15 protein-coding genes are annotated in these 17,964 nt (G+C 64.4%); 11 read left to right on the plus strand and 4 right to left on the minus strand.

Annotation, left to right across the window (positions count from 1 at the left end):
* The first annotated feature begins 30 nt into the window (after nucleotides 1–30).
* Both LB541_RS27915 and ptsP read left to right on the plus strand, forming a co-directional pair.
* Nucleotides 31–411: a PTS glucitol/sorbitol transporter subunit IIA gene (locus LB541_RS27915; RefSeq protein ID WP_140561612.1), complete on the plus strand. Its 381-nt coding sequence runs from the start codon at nucleotides 31–33 to the stop codon at nucleotides 409–411.
* Between the two features lie 52 nt (nucleotides 412–463).
* On the plus strand, nucleotides 464–2,434 hold the full coding sequence (gene ptsP, locus LB541_RS27920) for a phosphoenolpyruvate--protein phosphotransferase (RefSeq protein ID WP_140561614.1): 1,971 nt from the start codon (nucleotides 464–466) through the stop codon (nucleotides 2,432–2,434).
* Between the two features lie 19 nt (nucleotides 2,435–2,453).
* On the opposite strand, the gene LB541_RS27925 is transcribed toward ptsP, so the two are convergent.
* Nucleotides 2,454–3,254 carry a hypothetical protein gene (locus LB541_RS27925; RefSeq protein ID WP_140501600.1) on the minus strand — a complete coding sequence of 267 codons (801 nt, stop codon included), beginning with the start codon at nucleotides 3,252–3,254 and terminating at the stop codon, nucleotides 2,454–2,456.
* A 156-nt stretch (nucleotides 3,255–3,410) separates the two neighbouring features.
* On the opposite strand from LB541_RS27925, the gene LB541_RS27930 reads away from it, so the two are divergent.
* Nucleotides 3,411–4,421, plus strand: coding sequence for a sugar-binding transcriptional regulator (locus LB541_RS27930; RefSeq protein ID WP_140501598.1), 1,011 nt, complete (start codon nucleotides 3,411–3,413; stop codon nucleotides 4,419–4,421).
* Here LB541_RS27930 and LB541_RS27935 read toward each other — a convergent pair.
* From LB541_RS27935 to LB541_RS27945, 3 genes are read right to left on the minus strand one after another with little or no spacing between them, the layout of a single operon-like run.
* Nucleotides 4,408–5,259, minus strand: a complete 852-nt coding sequence (locus tag LB541_RS27935; RefSeq protein WP_140686507.1) for a TIGR01459 family HAD-type hydrolase — start codon at nucleotides 5,257–5,259, stop codon at nucleotides 4,408–4,410. The two genes, LB541_RS27930 and LB541_RS27935, sit on opposite strands and share 14 nt — an antisense overlap.
* On the minus strand, nucleotides 5,256–6,557 hold the full coding sequence (locus tag LB541_RS27940) for an FGGY-family carbohydrate kinase (RefSeq protein ID WP_224620074.1): 1,302 nt from the start codon (nucleotides 6,555–6,557) through the stop codon (nucleotides 5,256–5,258). The genes LB541_RS27935 and LB541_RS27940 overlap by 4 nt, the downstream gene beginning before the upstream one ends.
* A gap of 1 nt (nucleotide 6,558) precedes the next feature.
* Nucleotides 6,559–7,602, minus strand: coding sequence for a class II aldolase/adducin family protein (locus tag LB541_RS27945; RefSeq protein ID WP_140561622.1), 1,044 nt, complete (start codon nucleotides 7,600–7,602; stop codon nucleotides 6,559–6,561).
* A 187-nt stretch (nucleotides 7,603–7,789) separates the two neighbouring features.
* On the opposite strand from LB541_RS27945, the gene LB541_RS27950 reads away from it, so the two are divergent.
* The 8 genes from LB541_RS27950 (at nucleotide 7,790) to LB541_RS27985 (ending at nucleotide 17,662) form a co-directional block, all read left to right on the plus strand.
* Entirely contained in the window at nucleotides 7,790–8,572 is a 783-nt protein-coding gene (locus LB541_RS27950) for a DeoR/GlpR family DNA-binding transcription regulator (RefSeq protein WP_140517930.1), read from the plus strand.
* Entirely contained in the window at nucleotides 8,569–9,936 is a 1,368-nt protein-coding gene (locus tag LB541_RS27955) for an FGGY-family carbohydrate kinase (RefSeq protein ID WP_224620075.1), read from the plus strand. The genes LB541_RS27950 and LB541_RS27955 overlap by 4 nt, the downstream gene beginning before the upstream one ends.
* Nucleotides 9,933–11,504, plus strand: coding sequence for a sugar ABC transporter ATP-binding protein (locus LB541_RS27960; protein ID WP_140517932.1), 1,572 nt, complete (start codon nucleotides 9,933–9,935; stop codon nucleotides 11,502–11,504). Before LB541_RS27955 ends, LB541_RS27960 begins: the two co-directional genes overlap by 4 nt.
* Nucleotides 11,501–12,499, plus strand: a complete 999-nt coding sequence (locus LB541_RS27965; protein WP_140517933.1) for an ABC transporter permease subunit — start codon at nucleotides 11,501–11,503, stop codon at nucleotides 12,497–12,499. The genes LB541_RS27960 and LB541_RS27965 overlap by 4 nt, the downstream gene beginning before the upstream one ends.
* 80 nt (nucleotides 12,500–12,579) lie before the next feature.
* Nucleotides 12,580–13,518 (plus strand): ABC transporter substrate-binding protein, encoded by a 939-nt coding sequence (locus LB541_RS27970; protein ID WP_224620076.1) that lies wholly within the window; start codon nucleotides 12,580–12,582, stop codon nucleotides 13,516–13,518.
* A gap of 72 nt (nucleotides 13,519–13,590) precedes the next feature.
* On the plus strand, nucleotides 13,591–14,484 hold the full coding sequence (locus tag LB541_RS27975; RefSeq protein ID WP_140584663.1) for a sugar phosphate isomerase/epimerase family protein: 894 nt from the start codon (nucleotides 13,591–13,593) through the stop codon (nucleotides 14,482–14,484).
* Nucleotides 14,485–14,796: 312 nt separating this feature from the next.
* Entirely contained in the window at nucleotides 14,797–15,150 is a 354-nt protein-coding gene (locus tag LB541_RS27980) for a cupin domain-containing protein (protein WP_140501578.1), read from the plus strand.
* A 934-nt stretch (nucleotides 15,151–16,084) separates the two neighbouring features.
* Nucleotides 16,085–17,662: an alpha/beta hydrolase gene (locus tag LB541_RS27985; RefSeq protein WP_224620077.1), complete on the plus strand. Its 1,578-nt coding sequence runs from the start codon at nucleotides 16,085–16,087 to the stop codon at nucleotides 17,660–17,662.
* Nucleotides 17,663–17,964: the final 302 nt, after the last annotated feature.

The raw sequence follows: 17,964 nt of genomic DNA on the forward strand, positions 1-17,964 counted from the left end.
CGAGGAAAGTAAGGAAATGAGGTTCGCCATATGACGGTTCTGCTGAGAACACGGGTCACTTCCATCGGGCCTGAGGTGGCGGACCTTGCCGAAGGGGGCGTGCTCATCCTGTTCGCGGATGGCTCGCCGCCGGAGCTTGCCGAGGTTTCCGTGCTCCACAAGACGGAACTCGGGCCCAGCGAAGGCGCGCCGCAGAAGGGCGCGTTGATCACCCTTGGACCTGTTTCCGCGACAATCACGGCGGTCGGCTCCAGCGCCTGGAGCAAGGTGCTCGAGATGGGGCATGTCGTCATCTCGTTCAATGGCGCCACCGAGGCCGAGCGGCCGGGCGAGATCTGCGCTTCGCAGGTCGACACTCAAGCGCTCGTGGCCGCCCTGAAGACAGACGCGATCATCACCATCGCCGCCTGAAGCATTCGCGCCGCGACCCATGTCGGCGCGGCGCCACAACAGAGTATTTGCCATGGAACGCTCGACCATCGTCAGAGTGCATGAAGGTTTGCACGCCCGTCCCGCCACGCGCTTCGTCAAGCTTGCCAAGGGTTTCGAATCCGATGTCGAGCTGGTCAAGGACGGCAAGGCGGTCAGCGCCAAGAGCTCGGTCAAGCTGATGCTGCTGGCGGTGAAGGAAAACCAGGAAGTCACCGTGCGGGCGAATGGCGCGGACGCCATCGAAGCGATCGAGGCGCTGATCGGCTATCTCGAGAACCCGAAGGCAGGTCTCGACGATGACGATCCGCAATCGGCCGCCAACACGGGCGAGGAAACTGTGCCGGCGTCCGAACCCGTACCGGCTGTTTCAGGCGCGGCCGGTTTGCGCGGCGTCGCGGCGAGCGAGGGCGTCGCCATCGGGCCTGCCTTCGCGCATTTTCCACCTGACATCGCTGGACAGGGCCGCATGCTGCGGGCGGAGGAGATCGCCGGCGAGATCGACAGGTTCCGCGCCGCCGTCGCCGCCGTTCAGGCGCGCATGGACAAGGCGCTGGCGCAGGACACCCTGTCCGCCGGAGATCGCGGCATCATCGCGGCGCTGCGGGACATCGCCGCCGACGACAGCCTGACCGGCGAGGCCGAGGAGGCGATCAAAAGCGGAAACGATGCGGTTTCGGCCGTCATCACCGTCGCCTCCACCATTGCCGCCGATTTCAGCGCGGTCGACGATCACTATCTCAACGCGCGCGCCGACGACGTGCATGCGGTCGGACGACAGATCTGTCTGGCGTTGCTCGGCCAGGATGACGCCAGCCTCGAAAATATCCCCGAAGGCGCCATCCTGATCGCCGACGATATCGGCGCCTGGGACCTGGCGCGGGCGCCGCTGAAGCGCATCGGCGGGGTGGTATGCGGCCATGGCGGGGCCACCTCGCATATTGCCATCATCGCCCGTTCGCACGGCATTCCGGCAGTGCTGGGCCTTGGCGACCAGATCAATGCCCTGCGCAGCGCGCGCGAAGTGGCCGTGGACGGCAATGGCGGGCAGGTGATCGTCGACCCCGATGCGGCGACCCGCGCGGACTTCGCCGCCCGCGTCCAGGCGGCGGCCAAGGAGCGCGCCGGACTGGCCGTGTTCAAGACCGTGACGCCCAAACTCGCGGACGGCAGGATCATCGAGGTCGCCGCCAATATCGGCTCGCTGGAGGAAATCGAGGCAGCGCAGGAAGCCGGCGCCATGGGCGTCGGCCTGTTCCGCACCGAGCTTCTGTTCATGCGCCATATGCATCTGCCCTCCGAGGACATGCAGGCCGAGACCTATGCGGCGCTGGCCAAGGCATTCGCGCCCTATCCCGTCATCGTGCGCACGCTCGACATAGGCGGCGACAAGCCGATCGCCGGCATCGAATTTCCCGACGAGGAAAATCCCTTCCTCGGCTGGCGCGGCATCCGCATGTGCCTCGACCGGCCCGACATCTTCAAGCGCCAGCTACGGGCGCTGCTCAGGGCAGCCGTGCACGGCAACATCAAGGTGATGTTGCCGATGGTCTCCGACATATCGGAGGTGCGGCAGACGCGGGTCCTGGTTGCCGAATGCGCGGCGGAACTGAAGGCGCAAGGCGTGCCGCATGCGGCGTTCGATCTCGGCGTGATGATCGAAACGCCGGCCGCCGTTCTGATCGCGCCGGCGCTGGCGAAAGAAGTGTCGTTCTTCTCGATCGGCACCAACGACCTGACCCAGTACATCATGGCCGCCGACCGGCTCAACCCGACCGTGGCCAAGCTCAATGATGTCGCCAACCCGGCCGTCATGTCGGCGATCGAGTTGACCGCAAAGGCCGGCGTGGCCGCCGGCATCATGGTGGGCATGTGCGGCGAGGCGGCCGGCCGCCCGGATCTCATCCCGGCCTTTCTCGAGATGGGGCTGACCGAGCTCTCGATGAGCCCGGCCTCGATCCAGCGCGCCAAGAAGACCATCACGTCCATGGCGGCCGGGCGATAGTCCCGACCGGAACCGGCAGCTAGGGCAGATGGGCAAGCAAGGTGGCGAAGACAGGTGTCAATTCATCGACCGGGCTCGCCTTGGCACAGGCCTTGACGATGCGGTCGTGACGGATGCCGGCCGCCAGAACAGCGGTCTCCAGCATGTCGGGCTCCGGCGCACCGTCGCTGGCCGTTGTGGCCAGGCCGCAGGCCAGGACGACAGGGGCCAGGCAAGCTATGTCCAGCGCCCGGTCGCCGATTGCATCCGGTTCGGCTTCGGCAAAGCGGACAGGCCGGTGGTTGAGGCACTCGACCAGCAGCCCCGCACAGGCAGCGGCGACGGCCGGCAGCGCGGCGGGGCCGGGTCTGGCGGGTATCGCGGCCAGCAGACCGGCGTGGCGTTTTCGCATGGCGGCGTGGACGGCGGCGAAATCCGCCTCGTGGATCCGGGCATTGTCGATCTTCAGGGCGGCGAGCACGGTCCTGGTCAGATAGTACATGTCGCGCCGGAAGACGCGCTCGGCGCTCGACCGGCGTTCCTCGTTGCCGGCCGGAAAATAGATGCCAAGGCCTTTCACGGTCGTTCCGTCGATCTTCGTCGGGCGGTCATGCGGGACAAAGGATTCGGCGATCGACAAGGCTTCGTCGACGGCACTGGCGGCATGGCCGAGCAGGCCTTCGATGCCTTTGCCCGGGAACGGCGGCAAATGGCTGGTTGCTTCCCGCACGAGATTGGCCTCGCTGTCGCTGTCGTGGCGGCTCTGGCGAATGATGTCGCGGACGTCGCGCAGCCGGTCCTTCAAATTGACGCGGACATCCCTGGAGATTTGTCGGAGCATCGCGAATCGCCTCGAAAACGTCTACCGGCCTCGGCCGCCGAGAGCCGGCCGCTGACCCTACATTGTTCCTATCGATTGGTAGATCAATAGGCGATATTAAACCAGCGTGGAGAATCGGCGAGGGACTCCTACATCGCCGAGCGGGGAGACAGACAGTTGGGCAGGCGACGGCAGGGCGATAGCGAAAACGGCGGGGCCGAGGCGCCCGAACAGGTCGTCAACGAGAGCCGTACGGACCGCCTCCGGATCCGCGCCGCCTGGATGTATTTCGTCGAGCAGATGACGCAGAACGAGATAGCCGACGTGCTCGGCGTCGGCCGCGTCACCATCGTGCGCATGCTGGCGGAGGCGAGATCCCGCAACGAGGTGAAAATCACCATCGAAAGCGAGTTGTCAGAGATCGTGCGGCTGGAGCGCGCGCTGGAGCGCACGTTCGGCCTGAAGCAGGCGCTGGTGGCGCCGCTGACCGCGCCCAATGCCGATCCGATTCCCGCGATCAGCGCGAAGACCGGGATTTTCCTGTCCGACACGATGAAATCCGGCATGCGCGTCGGCGTCGGCTGGGGTCAGACGCTTTTCTCGAGCCTGCCCTTCATCAGCACCAAATCGCTCACCGACTTCAAGGTCATTTCGCTGCTGGGCGGTGTGGGCGTCGTGCGCCGCTACAACCCGGCCGAGTTCGCCTGGCGCTTCGCCCAAATCTTCCAGGGCGACGGCTATCTGATCCCGACGCCGGCCGTCGTCGACAGCGTCGAGACAAAGATCGCGCTGGTCGAGCGTTGCGGCCTGCAGGAAGTTTTTGAGATGGCCAACGTGCTCGATGCCGTTCTGCTGAGCGTCGGCGGCATCGCTTCGGCCACCACCTTCTCTCGCGGCGGCTTTCTTAAGGAGGCGGACCGCGAGGCCTTGGTTGCGCGTGGCGCCGTTGGCGACCTTCTGTTCCATTTCTTCGACCGCAATGGCGATTTGGTCGACCATCCCGTCAACAGCCATGTGATGTCAGTGGAGGTCGATCGGCTGCGCAAGGCGCCGATCCGCATTCTCACGTCCGGCGGCGAAGAGAAGACAGCGGCGCTGCTCGGCGCCATGAACTTGATCGCCCCGACGATCCTGATCACCGACGAGGAGAGCGCAAGGCGCATGCTCGAGGCGGTCAACGGAAGCTGAAGGACTCCGTGACGTAGTCCGGCCAGGCCTGCTCCTCGTCGAAAACAGCGACAAGATCCGAAGTGTCCGCCAATATCCCGCTCAGGACCAGCGCCGTGGCGATGCCGGAGCCGTTTCCGCCCGCTATGTCATGCTCGACACTGTCGCCGACGCAGACCACGCTGGCACGGTCGGGCTCGCCGGCCAGCGCCAGTGCGGCATCGAAAATCGCCGGACCGGGCTTGCCGATGCGGGTGACGCTGCCGCCCAGGCTCTCGTAGAGATCGGCGATCTCGCCGGCGCCGAAGCGAGGCCCGACCGCCGTCAGCATGATCTTGTCGGGATTGGTGCAGAAGCATGGCACCTTTCGCGCCGCCGCCGGCGCCAGCAGGCGGCGATAATGGTCCAGGTCGTAGCGGTCGCCTTCGCTGGCCGCGATCAGTACCAGGTTGGCGGTATCGCCGGCTCCGGTCAACACAAAAGGCAGGCCCTCGATCGCTGTGCGGTCATTATCGCGGCTGATCAACAGGCAGTTCGTGCCGGGCCGCAACGCTCCGGTCGCCGCCATTTCGTGGAAGGATCGCCACGCCACCTCGCCGGAGGAAACGAAATGATCCCAGCTTCCGGCCTCGAAGCCGAGCCTCAGCAAACGGTCTTCGTTGGGCTTGGCGCGCCTGCCGGAGTTGGAGACCAGCACCACGGTCTTTCCGGCGCGCTTCAGTGCCGCCAAGGCCGCCACCGCGCCGGGATAGGGGGCCGAGCCGTCATGCAGCACGCCGAACTGGTCGACCAGGAAGACCTGGTAGCGCTCCGCCAGCGCTCCGATGCCGTCGAGGCGTTCAGCCAGTTTCCCGCTCATAGCAGCCCCGCCTCGTTCGCACCCTTCAACGCCAGCCGCGCCGTTCCGGCAGCGGCCTCGTCCGACAAAGCCGGCAAGAACGCAACGCCGAGCTTACGCTGCCGGATCGCGCTCCACGCCGGATTTGCCGCGCCGCCGCCGACGCTGCGCACCGAAGTCAGCGCCGGCGCGCCGAGCTCGCCAAGCCGGCGATAGCCGAGCGCTTCGATCGCGGCCATGCCTTCGAACATCGCCTTGAGATAGTCGGCATCATCCACCGGGCGCGGGACGAGGCGCGGGGGGAGCGCCGGATCGGCGATCGGGAAGCGTTCGCCCGATGTGGCGAGCGGATAATAGTCGAGGCCGGTCTCGGTCGCCGGGTCGATCATGGCACTGAGCTCGATGATGCGCGTGAGGGGAAAATGCTGCGCCAGCACCTTGCCGCCGGAATTCGAGGCCCCGCCGGCCAGCCAGGCATTGCCCAGCCGGTGGCTGTAGATGCCGTATCGCGGCGCCGAGATCGGCCGGTCGGACAGGATCTTGATGGTAAGCGAGGAGCCAAGCGCCGTGACTCCGTCGCCGACCCCCGCCGCACCCGTCGCCAGGAAAGAGGCGCAGCCATCGGTCGTGCCGGCAACGACGATCACGTCGCGGCCCAAGCCGAACAGATCCGCCATCGCCGCGGTGAGCGTGCGGGTGACGTCGCCCGGCTCGACGACGTCAGGCAGCAAATCCATGCGCATTCCGGTCGCCGCGATCCAGTCCGGCCAACGGCGGGCCTCGACATCGTAACCGGTTTTCAAGGCGTTGTTCTCGTCGCTGACGTCGAAGCGGCCCGAGAACTGTCCGGCGATCCAGTCCGCCTGATGCAGCACCGCCGCCACGCCCGGCAGATGCTGGAAGCGAAGCGCCTTGGCGAGGCCTGAGGTCGCGCCGTGCGCGGCGCTGCCCGCCGGCGCCTCGCGCGCGATCGCGGCCAGTATATCGTCGCCGGCGACCTTGTCGTTGTACATCAGCGGTTCGGCGAGCGGCCGTCCGGCACCGTCGACCGGCAGCAACGTGCCCGAGGTGCCATCCACGGCGATGGCGCGGACCGTGGTCCGGTCGATGCCCGCAATCAACTCCGCCAGCGCTGCCCGGACCGCTTGCCACCATGCCGCCGGGCTGCGCGGATCCTGGCCAAATGCGTCGAGGCGGACGGCGGCTTGGCCGGCAATTGAAAAGTCCGGGCGCATGGCTACGGCGCGGGCGCCCGAGGTGCCGATATCGACGCCGATGACGAGGCGATCCGAGAGAGGCGAGCCGGCGACGGGCGACATGTCAGCCACCGGAGGCGTTCAGTTTCTGGCGGTACTGCTCGGCGTCCCAGTTGACGAGTTCGTCGTTCTCCGCCTCGGTAAGGTAATTCAACGTCGCCGTGACATCGACCCGCGCCGTCACGTCGGCAAGGCAACGCTGCATGGCGCCGGCGCCGGCGCTGGCATTGGCGCGCATCAGGACGCCGAGCCCCGGGAACAGGATCGACAGGGGCTGGGCGCCGCGACGCCTGACGACAGCGGCGACGTCCTCGCCGGGCGCAGCCACCACCGAACCCTTGCCGAGGAAGATGACATGGTCGGGATAGAGGCTGCCGCCCGATGCCATGCGGCGGCTGTCGGGATCGATGGCGACCGCGTGCGCCTCGGTGTCGACGGGCAAGCGGTAGCCGGAATTTGCGGCAAGCGCGGTCAGTGCCGCGATGTCGGGCGCGGCCGCGTCGCGCGGCGCCCTTGCCAGAAGCCCGGTGACGCGGCGCAACAGCGCCTCGGCCCCGGTGACGGTCTCGGCCGCGACGACGAGGCCGTGATTGCCCAGGATCAGGACATCGATGCCCGGCCGCAGCCTTTCGGAGATGCCCTGGGCCAGCGGCAGGCCCGGCCGGCGGTAGGGAACATAGGCCCATTGGATGCCTGCGAGCCGGCGCGCGGCCAGGACCTCGCAATCGGCCTGCACCGCAAGCGAAATGGTGTCGACGCAGTGGACATGCAGGACCACGCGCTGCGGCATCAAGGCATGCACCGTGGTCTCGATCGAGGGACGCAGCCCGCGCGGGTTGAGCGCGCCGATGGCGAAGGCCTGAGGCTGGTCGGCGGCGGGATCGCGTCGTTCAACCGCCTCGAGCAATGGCGCCATCGCCACCGGCACCATGATGTCATCGGCGAGCGCGTCTTTCAGCCAGGTCCCGGAAGCCTTGATCCACAGCGTGTCTCCGGCTTTCAGCGAGGTGTTGCCGCCGGCGGCCTGGGTCAGATGCGGATCCTGTCCGATGGCGGCCGAAAGCGCCCGCAGCGCCGCCAATTCCTGCGCATCCGCCTGGGTCGCCATCACGCATCTCCTCCAACAATCCGCCAACCGTCGAATGCGGTGGTCGGGCATTCGACGGGTTGATATCGCAGATAAGAGTGAGTTCCGTCAACCGTGATCGAATACCGTCAGTTGCGGCTTGCAATCGAGCTAATGTTGAGTAAGTTACACCAACTGCCGTCGCAGAACGGCGTTTTGGAGGAAACAGTTGAGCGACTCCGGCCGCCAGCGTCAGATCGTCGAACTCTTGCGTGATCGCCCCTTCGCCTCGGTGCGGGAGCTGCAGGAGCGGCTCGGCGTTTCGGCCGCGACGGTGCGGCGCGACATCGACCGGATCGACGAGGCGGGCGAGGCGCGCAAGGTCTATGGCGGTGTTTCGGCGCTCGACGGCACGTCGCAGGCCGGCGTCGCCTATGCCCGGCCCTATGACGAGAATCGCGACCTCGCGGTCGAGGCCAAGCGGCAGATCGCCAACCTAGCCGCGACCATGGTGCGCGACGGCGACGCGGTTATCGTGCATGGCGGCTCGACCTGTTTCCATCTCGGGGTCAAGCTCGCCGAGCGCAGCATCCGGCTCTACACCAACTCGATGCCGCTGGCGGCGTATCTGAGCGATCATGGCCATTGCAGCCTGACCGTTGCCGGCGGCGACCTGCACCGCGAGCCGGGCATCATTCACTCGCTCACCCATCCGGCACCTTTCTACGCTTCGAAGTTCTTTCTCGGCGCGCAAGGCATCGGCCAGGAAGGCTTGCTGGAATCGCACCCGCTGCTGGTGCGCTCGATCGTCGAGCTTAGCCAGTGCGCCGACCAGATCGTCGTGCTGGCCGACAGCCGCAAGCTTTCGATCCAGGCCCGTAACGTTGCGCTGCCCCTGTCGCGCATCGGCACGCTGGTCACCGACGACGGTCTTTCCGATGCCGACGCGCGCATGCTGGAGGATGCCGGCGTCATGGTGCGGATTGCTTCCACCATGGGAGCCATCGCATGAAGGTCGCGGTGCTCGACTTCGGCAAGACCAATTCGAAGCTGTTCGTCTTCGGCCAGGACGGACGCATTCTCGACGAGCGCCGGACCCAGCCGAAATGGACGCGCCAAGGCGGCTTCAGCGTGCTCGATGAGGCCGACCTCCACGATTGGGCGCTCGGCGCCGTCACCGCTGCGATCGAAAACCATGGCGTGGAAGGGGTGATGGTGTCGGGCCATGGCTGCACCTTCGCCCTCGTGGACGACGCGGCGCTGACGCATCCGATCCTCGACTATGAGCAGGAGCCGCCGGCCGAAATCGCCGCGCGGATCGATCGCCGCATTCCGGACTACGCCGAGACGTTCTCGCCGCGGCTGCCGCTCGGTTTCAACTACGGCCGCCACATGCTGTGGCTGCAGGAGGCCGCACCCGACGCTTTCGCGACGGCGAAATGGATTCTCGGCTATCCGCAATATTGGAGCTGGCGCCTTGGCGGCAGGCCGGTTTGCGAAGTGTCCTATCTCGGCTGCCATTCGCATCTGTGGGCGCCGCGTCGTCACGATTTTTCCTCACTGGTCGACGCCGAGGGGTGGCGCCACCAGATGCCGGCCTTCGCGCGTGCCGGTACTGTCATCGGCGAACAGGACTTCGGCAGCGCGTCGCGGCCGCTCGCCATCCACAACGGCGTCCACGACTCGAATGCCGCGCTCCATGCCTATCGGCGGCAGGGGCTGGGCTCGGTGACAGTGGTTTCGACCGGCACCTGGGTCATCGTGCTCAATCCCGACTGTCCGCTCGAGGCGCTCGACCCCGATCGCGACATGCTGGTCAATGTCGATGTGGACGGCGGCCCGGTGCCGACCATCCGCTTCATGGGCGGGCGCGAATTCGCCGCCATCAGCGACGGCTGGCAAGGCCCGGTCGAAGGCGCGGCGGTGCAGCGGGCGATCGATGCCGGCATGATGGCATTGCCGAGCTTCGCGCCGGGTGGGCCGATGCCCGGCCGTTCGGGCCGGCTGGTCGGACGCACGCCTGATGCCGGCGAGCGTGCGGCCGTGGCACTGCTCTATGTCGCGCTGATGCTCGACCTCTGCCTCGGCCTCATCCATTCCAGCAACACCGTGATCGTCGACGGCGGGCTCAACACTGGCGGCCTGCTCGCCAGCCTGCTGGCGCAGCTGCGGCCGGAGCAGGCCTTCATGCAGGGCGCTTCGCTGCAAGGCAGCGCCACGGGCGCTGCGGCCCTGGCTTTCGAGAGCGTCGGGCGTGAATTCGCCGCCGAGCCGCCGGAGCCGGTGAAAGCAGCGCGCTTCACCAGCCTCGCCGGCTACCGCGACGGCTGGCGCGATCTGGTCGCCGGGACCGCCGGCAAGGTCGCAGCCCGATGAGCGCGCAGGCCAAAACGGAGACAGCCGGCATGGGGGCGGAACGCCACCCGGTGCTGGAAATGCGCCATATTTCGAAGACGTTCGGCGCGATCCGCGCCCTGCAGGATGTTTCGCTTACCGTTCAGGCCGGCGAGCTGCACGCGCTGATGGGCGAGAACGGCGCCGGCAAGTCGACGCTGATGAAGGTGCTTTCGGGCGCCTATCGTCCCGATCCCGGGGGCGAGATCCTGATCGATGGCATGCCCGCCGCGACCGGCGATCCGATCAAGGCGCGCGCCAGCGGCGTCGCGGTGATCTACCAGGAACTGTCGCTGGCGCCCAATCTGACCGTGGCGCAGAACATTTTCCTCGGCAACGAACCGCGCCGTTTCGGCATCGTCGACCGCGACCAGTGCAACCGGCGCGCGACCGAGATCATCGGCCGGCTCGGCGTTTCCTTTTCGGCGCGTGCCCTGGTTTCCGGCCTGTCACTGGGCGAGCGCCAGCTGGTCGAGATCGCGCGTGCGCTGTCGACCAATGCGCGCATCATCGTCATGGACGAGCCGACCACGTCGCTGACCTCGCGCGAGACCGAGCGGCTGTTCGAGGTGATCGCGACGCTGAAGGCGCAAGGCATCGCCATCATCTACATCAGCCATCGCATGGAAGAGGTCTACCAGCTCGCCGACCGCGTCAGCGTGCTGCGCGACAGCGGCTATGTCGGCACGCTGGAGCGCGCCGACCTCAGCGCCTCGCGGCTCGTTTCGATGATGGTCGGCCGCGATCTCTCGGCGTTCTACAAGAAGGATCACCGCCCGCCGGGCGAAAAGCGCGCCGTGGCGCTGTCGGTGCGCGGCATGTCCGACGGCAGGCTGCTGAAGGACTGCTCCTTCGACCTCTATCACGGCGAGGTGCTGGCGCTGGCGGGCCTGGTCGGCTCGGGCCGCACCGAACTTGCCAGGCTCATCTTCGGCGCCGACCGGCGCAGCGCCGGCACGCTGGAGCTCGACGGCAAGCCGATCGCCATCGGCTCGCCGCGCGAGGCGCTCGATGCCGGCATCGCCTATCTCACCGAGGACCGCAAGGAACTCGGCCTGTTCCTCGACATGTCTATTTCCGACAACATCAACATGGGCGTGCTGGCCAGGGATGCGCGCGCCGGCGGCTTGCGGGACTTCGCCGCCGCCGACAGGCGCGCTGCGAAAGCCGTCGCGGATCTCTCGATCCGCACCCGCTCGGCGCAGGCCAATGCCGGTTCGCTGTCGGGCGGCAACCAGCAGAAGGTGCTGCTGGCCCGCCTGCTGGAGACCGAACCCAAAGTGGTCATCCTCGATGAGCCGACGCGCGGCGTCGATGTCGGCGCCAAATCGGAAATCTACCGGCTGATCGACAATCTCGCCAACAGGGGCATCGCCATACTGATGATCTCCAGCGAATTGCCAGAGGTGATCGGCGTCGCCGATCGGGTGTTGGTGATGCGCGACGGCGCCATAGCGGGCGAGGTGACGGCGTCCCGGGGCGAGGCGCTTCGCCAGGAAGCGATCATGGAACTTGCGACGGGAGCGGCCCAGGAAGGACCGAAGGGATGACCGACAGAACGACCGCGACGACGAGTGTGGATCAGGCGGCGGTCAGGAGCCGGCGGCTGCGCACGGCTCTCGCCGCGCTCGGCATGCTGCCGGTGCTGGTGTTGCTGGCGGCCGGCTTCCAGTTCATCAATCCGCGTTTTCTCACCGGCACCAACCTGTTGATCGTCACGCAGCAATCGTCGATCAACATCGTGCTCGCCGCCGGCATGACCTTCGTCATCCTCACCGGCGGCATCGACCTGTCGGTCGGCTCGATCCTTGCCGCTTCCGCAATGGTGGCGGTGCTGGTGTCGCTGGTGCCGGACTGGGGCCTGCTCGGCGTGCCGGCGGCCATTCTGGTCGGTCTCGGCTTCGGGGTCATCAACGGGCTGCTCATCGCCTATATCAGGCTGCCGCCCTTCATCGTCACGCTGGGCTCGCTCACCGCCGTGCGCGGCGTCGCCCGCCTGCTCGGTGAAGACACGACCGTGTTCAACTCCGACCTGCCGTTCGACTTCATCGGCAATGGATCGCTGTTCGGCGTTCCCTGGCTGGTCATCATCGCGCTGACGGTGGTGGTGGTGTCGTGGCTGGTGCTGAAACGCACCGTGCTCGGCACCTGGATCTATGCCGTGGGCGGCAATGCCGAGGCGGCGCGGCTGACCGGCATCAAGGTGCCGCTGGTGCTGCTCTTCGTCTATGGCGTGTCCGGCCTGCTGGCAGGTCTCGGCGGGGCCATGTCGGCGGCCAGGCTCTATGCCGCCAACGGCCTGCAGCTCGGCCAGTCCTACGAACTCGACGCCATCGCCGCGGTCATCCTGGGCGGCACAAGCTTCGTCGGCGGCGTCGGCTCGATCTGGGGCACGCTGATCGGCGGGCTGATCATCGCCGTGCTGTCCAACGGGCTCATCCTGGCCGGCGTCTCGGACATCTGGCAGTACATCATCAAGGGATTGGTCATCATCGTGGCGGTCGCCCTCGACCGCTACAGGCTCCAGGCAGGGGCAAGAACGTGAGTGACCTTGTCGCCGGCATCAAAGACCGGCTTGTGTAACGCACCGTGAGAGGCGCGGGGCATCAGGAGGAAGTAAGCGTAATGAAGACCATCGCCAAACTGCTCTGCGGCGCCGCGTTCGCGGCCGTCGCCATTGCGCCGGCATCGGCCAAGGACCTGAACAAGGTCGGCATCTCGGTCGGCCTGCTCGGCAACCCCTTCTTCGTCGCCACCATCAAGGGCATCGAGGACGCGGCCAAGAAGATCAATCCGAACGTCGAGGTGACGTCGGTGTCGGCCGACTATGACTTGAACAAGCAGGTCTCGCAGGTCGATTCCTTCATCGCCGCCGGCGTCGACGTCATCATGCTCAACGCCGTCGATGCCAAGGCGATCGCGCCCGCGGTGAAGAAGGCGCAGGCGGCGGGCATCGTGGTCGCGGCCTTCGACGTCTCCGCGCCAGGCGCCGACGTCACCGTGATGACCAACAATGTCAAGGCCGGCGAGGAGGCCTGCCAATATCTGGTCGACCAAACTGGCGGCAGGGGCAACTACGTCATCCTCAACGGTCCGGCGTCCTCGTCGATCCTGGAGCGCGTGAAGGGCTGCAAGAACGTGCTTGCCCAGCATCCCGACATCAAGATCCTGTCCGACGACCAGAACGCCGAAGGCTCGCGCGACGGCGGCCTGAAGGTGTTCCAGTCGCTGCTGACCCGTTTCGACAAGATCGACGCGGTGTTCGCCATCAACGATCCGACGGCGATCGGCGCCGAGCTCGCCGCCAAGCAGCTCAACCGCTCGGAGTTCATCTTCACCGCCGTCGACGGCGCGCCGGACATCGAGAAGGAACTGGCATCCGGCAAGTCCATGATCAAGGCTTCTGCCTCGCAGGATCCCTACGTGATGGCCGGCCAGTCGCTGACGATGGCCGCCGACGTGCTTGCCGGCAAGAAGCCGGCGGAGCCGGTGGTGCTGCTCGATCCGAAGCTGATCACCGCCGAGAATCTGAAGGACTACAAGGGCTGGACCGCGGCCCGCTGATCAGTCCAAGGCGGACGCGGCCGGGCTGACCTGCCGCGTCCTCCTCATTTCGTCGCAAAACCGGAGACGATCATGTCGCGCATCGGAATCCACTCTTTCGTCTGGTCGGCGAGCTCGACGCAGGCCGAGCTCGAACGCACGCTGGCCAACACCAAGGAGGCCGGCTTCGACCTGATCGAATTCTCCTATCTCGACCCCGCCAATGTCGATATTGGCGGGCTCGCCAAGCGCATCGCCGATCTCGACCTCGGCGTGGCGATCAGCATCGGCCTGCCGGTCGACGGCGACATTTCGAGCGCCGACAAGGCGGTCGCCGCGCGCGGCGTCGGGATCCTCAACGACACCATCGCCCTGACGCGCGACCTCGGCGGCCAGAAGGTCGCCGGTATCCTCTCGACCAGCCACGGATTGCAGACCGAGGCGCCGACGCGAGACCAGTGGAACCGCAGCGCCGGGACGCTGGCCAAGGTCGCCGAAACCGCGAAGGCGGCAGGCGTCACGCTCAACCTCGAGATCGTCAACCGCTTTGAGAGCAATCTGCTCAACACCGCCGCGCAAGGGCTGGCCTTCATCGAGGACACCGGCTCCGACAACATCTTTCTCCACCTCGACACCTTCCACATGAACATCGAGGAGGCCGATGTCGGGCTGGCCATCCGCCATGCCGCCGGCAAGATCGGCTATGTCCATATCGGCGAGAGCCATCGCGGCTTCCTCGGCACCGGCAATATCGACTTCGCCGCGATATTCGATGCGCTGACGGCGATCGGCTATGCCGACGATCTCAGCTTCGAATCCTTCTCCTCGGAGATCGTCGACGAGAACCTGTCGAAGAAGACCGCCATCTGGCGTAATCTGTGGACGGACAACATGGCGCTGGCCAAGCACGCGCGCGCCTTCATCGGGCTGGGAATGGAAACGGCAAGGCGCAAGGCGGAACTCGTCGCGGCGCGCCACAAGCCCTGAGGATTTCAGACTGAGGAGCAGCAGGAATTGCCAAATCGCCCACCCCAGGCGCGGACGCGCCTGGTTCCTGGTGCAAGGCCGCGAACTCAGCTTCATTGACTGTGAAGGCAGTTAATGCTACAAATTGCCTATGGTGCTGAGTCGCGCCAGGGACCCGCCGAGCAGGCGGGTTTTTTCGTTCAGAGCTCCGTCAAACAGTGCGAAGGCGCCGGTGAACCCGGATTGGTTGCCCTGGTCCCCCTGGCGGCATTGCCCACGCCACGCGTAACGGCTATCCGACGGTGCGACAGCGAAGCAAAACGGAGCCCCGGCATGACGAACAAGACGATCCTGAAATTCGGCACCGTCGAACACGCGGAAGCCGGCGACCTGCCTGGCTGGATCGCGGTCGAGGGCCGGCCGACCATGCAAACCGCAGTCCAGCACACGACCGCGGACGGCAAGGTGATCTCCGGAACCTGGCGCGCGTCGCCCGGTACGTATCACGCCACCTACACCGACTATGAGTTCGTGCACATGATCGCGGGCCGCATCATCATCACGCCCGACGGCGGCACGCCGGTCGAAGTCGGCCCCGGCGACGCCTTCGTGGTGGAAGCCGATTTCAAGGGAACCTGGAAGATCATCGAGCCGGTGACGAAGCATTTCGTGGTCAGGGTGGGCTGAGGCAGGCTGTCAGACAGACAAGCCAGCCGCTCGCTGGCCTTTGATACCTTTCGTCAATCCCGGCCATCCTCGCATGTCCACGCAACTGGCGGGGCCGTGACTGGCGCCCGGTTGGAGCGAACGGGACCAGAATGCCGGCAGGGCGAACGGTGTCCGCCTTGCTCATCGTGCCATCGCGTGAGACCCCACGGCGAGCAACCCCGCTGTTGGAGCACGCGGAACAACAGGATCCGTGGTCATTTCATTGTTTAGTGAGGAAGGCCTTGCAAGCCGGCGTGACTTCGCTGAGGTGCTGTTTAAGGCAGCCTTGCGCCTTCACTTCGTTGTCCATGTGGCACACCCGCTTGGCGTCCGCTCTACAGGGAGTCTTGTAGGCATCTTTCGCTAAAGCGGCGTCGGTGAGAAAAAGCGATATACAAGCCCAAAGCGCCAGTTGAAGTGACTTTCGATTCCGCATGGTTGTGTTCCCATCGTGAGTGCAGAAGCGCGGTCTTTATATGCGTTAATGCTAAAGAATGGGAATCCACCATAAGGAGGAGGGTGCGAGCACCCGCGCAAAATCGGATGAGCAATGTAGCGCAAAACACGGCTTACATAAGCGCAGTGCTGACCAACTGTCTCGCGCACGGCTCAATCAAAAGCGCTAATATAATCGCCCGGTTTGTCGAGCTTGTTTCCAATTTTGTGTTGGAGTAACCCAATATGGCTTGGGAACACGAAATGGAGAGGGTCGTCAGGCCGGGTACGGGATAAATTTTTTCCTGCCATTTTTCTGAAATACGGAATTGTTCCTTGGCATCGGAGGGAAATACTCTCCGTCTTGAATAAATAACGAATCCGTGATTGCGGGCGTTTTATTCCTGATTGTCGATGACGCGAAGAATATTCGATCCGTAATCGAGCAGTTTTCGTATACTTATAAATGAGGGGCGAGATGTCTACCGTGTTTAGACGCGCGTACATCAAACCAGGTTGGTGTTTTCTTCTCGTGGTCACGTCGGTTGCGTTCCTCATTTGCCTGGGGGGTGGGGAGCTCACTGCGGGTGAGTTCAAGAAAACCAGCTGTTGGTTCGAAATTCCCCGGGATCGGGCAATGACGTGTGGGACCGTGAATGTTCCAGAAAATCGAAAGAAGACGGGCGGTACCGAGGTCGTCCTGTCCGTGGTCGTATTCGAACCGGACCGCGAACGGCACGAACCGGTGGTGTTTCTCACAGGAGGACCGGGGCAGCCTACCGACATTGCCAATAGCGACGACATCGATGGATGGTGGGAATTCATCGGCGCCCAGAGTTGGATGATCGGACGCCGAGTAATCGTCGCTGATCAGCGGGGTATCGGAAAGTCCGCTCCCGCCTTGGACTGTTCTCAATATTTCAAGCCCGATCATTGGAACGCCATTCTCTCGAGCGTTGAGGTCGAAACCACCTTTAGCAAGCTCAAAAAAGATGAAGTTCTTGCATGCAGGACGGCGTTGATCGCAAAGGGCATTGATCTTGATGCCTACAACACTGGGGAGAATGCGGAGGATATTGATGACCTTCGGAAGGCTCTCGGGATAGAAAAGTGGGTTCTCTATGGCGTCTCGTATGGCACCAGGCTTGCACTCGAAGTGATGAACCAGCACCCCGAAGGGGTATCGGCGAGTATACTGGATTCAGTTGTTCCTCTGGACATCAATTACCTGAACGAAGATGGGCCGAATCTCGACCGATCGTTAAAATTGCTAGAGCGAGACTGTGAGGCAGCGAACAGATGCATGAATGGGATATCCAATGCTGTTCAGCTTATTGCAAGACAGCTGGATCGGCAGCCTTTGCTCTTGCGCAGCACAGATAAAGAGGCGCGCTACACATATGTCTCCGGGGCAGATTTCCTCGAGCTTATATTCGGCATTTTATACGATCGCGATGCGCTCCTGACCCTGCCGGAGCTGATCGAGAGGACATACAAACAGGATTTCAGACCCCTGGCGGAGATACTTTTCGATGCTGACGACCTGGAGATCTCCCAAGGTATGGACTTCTCTGTAAGTTGTTCCGACAGCGATCTCCCCGATCTGAATGGCAAGCAGGACAAATACTGGTCGAAATGGGTTGAGCTGAACGACTACTCCTGGGCATGCCCTCTTTGGATGCTTGAGAACGGGCCAGCATCGCAGGTGCAGCCGCGCCGCACTGACATACCCACTCTTCTGTTGTCGGGAGAATATGATCCAGCAACGCCGACAGCATGGGCGGACCACGCGGCGAAGACCCTTCCTTTCGGCCAGGTGGTGGTCTTTCGGGGGATCGGACACGATGTCATAGATTCCGATCCGTGCGGGTCGAAAGTAGTTGCTGATTTCCTTGCAAACCCCAAGCTCAAGTTGAAGACTGAATGTATCGGTGAGATGGGGGCCCCGCAATTTCCAAGCCCGCCAAAGGAACTGTGGTCGGGAGCGGAGGCACTACACTCTATATCAGCAAATCGCTCAAGGCAGGATAGGTTGAGATTTCGATTTGGGCACTGAAATTCCTCTTAGCCAAAATTGTAAAATCTGATATTTTTCTGTCGACGAAGTTAAGCTAAAGCGGAACTCGCAAATCAATTAAACACTACGGTAGCATCGCTTAAGGACCCCTCTCGTCTTGCGGGTGGAAGTCGCGTGCGTGTCGCATTTCGATTATCAAATTCCGAAGTTTCACAGAAATTGTAGGAGGATCGAACAGTGTTTACGTCTCGTCGTGTATTGCTTTCGGCCTTGGGTGCAAGCATCGCATACGCCGCCTTTGGTGGCATCGCGCGCGCGAAGGGCGGTGGCGGGGGAGGAGG

This window comes from Mesorhizobium sp. BR1-1-15 (assembly GCF_020165475.1).
Taxonomy (GTDB): domain Bacteria; phylum Pseudomonadota; class Alphaproteobacteria; order Rhizobiales; family Rhizobiaceae; genus Mesorhizobium.

Excerpts from the sequence above, each read along its gene's own strand:
- LB541_RS27960 (WP_140517932.1), top strand. The coding sequence starts at position 9,933 with ATGAGCGCGCAGGCCAAAACGGAGACAGCCGGCATGGGGGCGGAACGC.
- LB541_RS27970 (WP_224620076.1), top strand. The coding sequence starts at position 12,580 with ATGAAGACCATCGCCAAACTGCTCTGCGGCGCCGCGTTCGCGGCCGTC.
- LB541_RS27925 (WP_140501600.1), bottom strand. The coding sequence starts at position 3,254 with ATGCTCCGACAAATCTCCAGGGATGTCCGCGTCAATTTGAAGGACCGG.
- ptsP (WP_140561614.1), top strand. The coding sequence starts at position 464 with ATGGAACGCTCGACCATCGTCAGAGTGCATGAAGGTTTGCACGCCCGT.
- LB541_RS27975 (WP_140584663.1), top strand. The coding sequence starts at position 13,591 with ATGTCGCGCATCGGAATCCACTCTTTCGTCTGGTCGGCGAGCTCGACG.
- LB541_RS27945 (WP_140561622.1), bottom strand. The coding sequence starts at position 7,602 with ATGGCGACCCAGGCGGATGCGCAGGAATTGGCGGCGCTGCGGGCGCTT.
- LB541_RS27915 (WP_140561612.1), top strand. The coding sequence starts at position 31 with ATGACGGTTCTGCTGAGAACACGGGTCACTTCCATCGGGCCTGAGGTG.
- LB541_RS27965 (WP_140517933.1), top strand. The coding sequence starts at position 11,501 with ATGACCGACAGAACGACCGCGACGACGAGTGTGGATCAGGCGGCGGTC.
- LB541_RS27940 (WP_224620074.1), bottom strand. The coding sequence starts at position 6,557 with ATGTCGCCCGTCGCCGGCTCGCCTCTCTCGGATCGCCTCGTCATCGGC.
- LB541_RS27955 (WP_224620075.1), top strand. The coding sequence starts at position 8,569 with ATGAAGGTCGCGGTGCTCGACTTCGGCAAGACCAATTCGAAGCTGTTC.
- LB541_RS27935 (WP_140686507.1), bottom strand. The coding sequence starts at position 5,259 with ATGAGCGGGAAACTGGCTGAACGCCTCGACGGCATCGGAGCGCTGGCG.
- LB541_RS27980 (WP_140501578.1), top strand. The coding sequence starts at position 14,797 with ATGACGAACAAGACGATCCTGAAATTCGGCACCGTCGAACACGCGGAA.
- LB541_RS27985 (WP_224620077.1), top strand. The coding sequence starts at position 16,085 with ATGTCTACCGTGTTTAGACGCGCGTACATCAAACCAGGTTGGTGTTTT.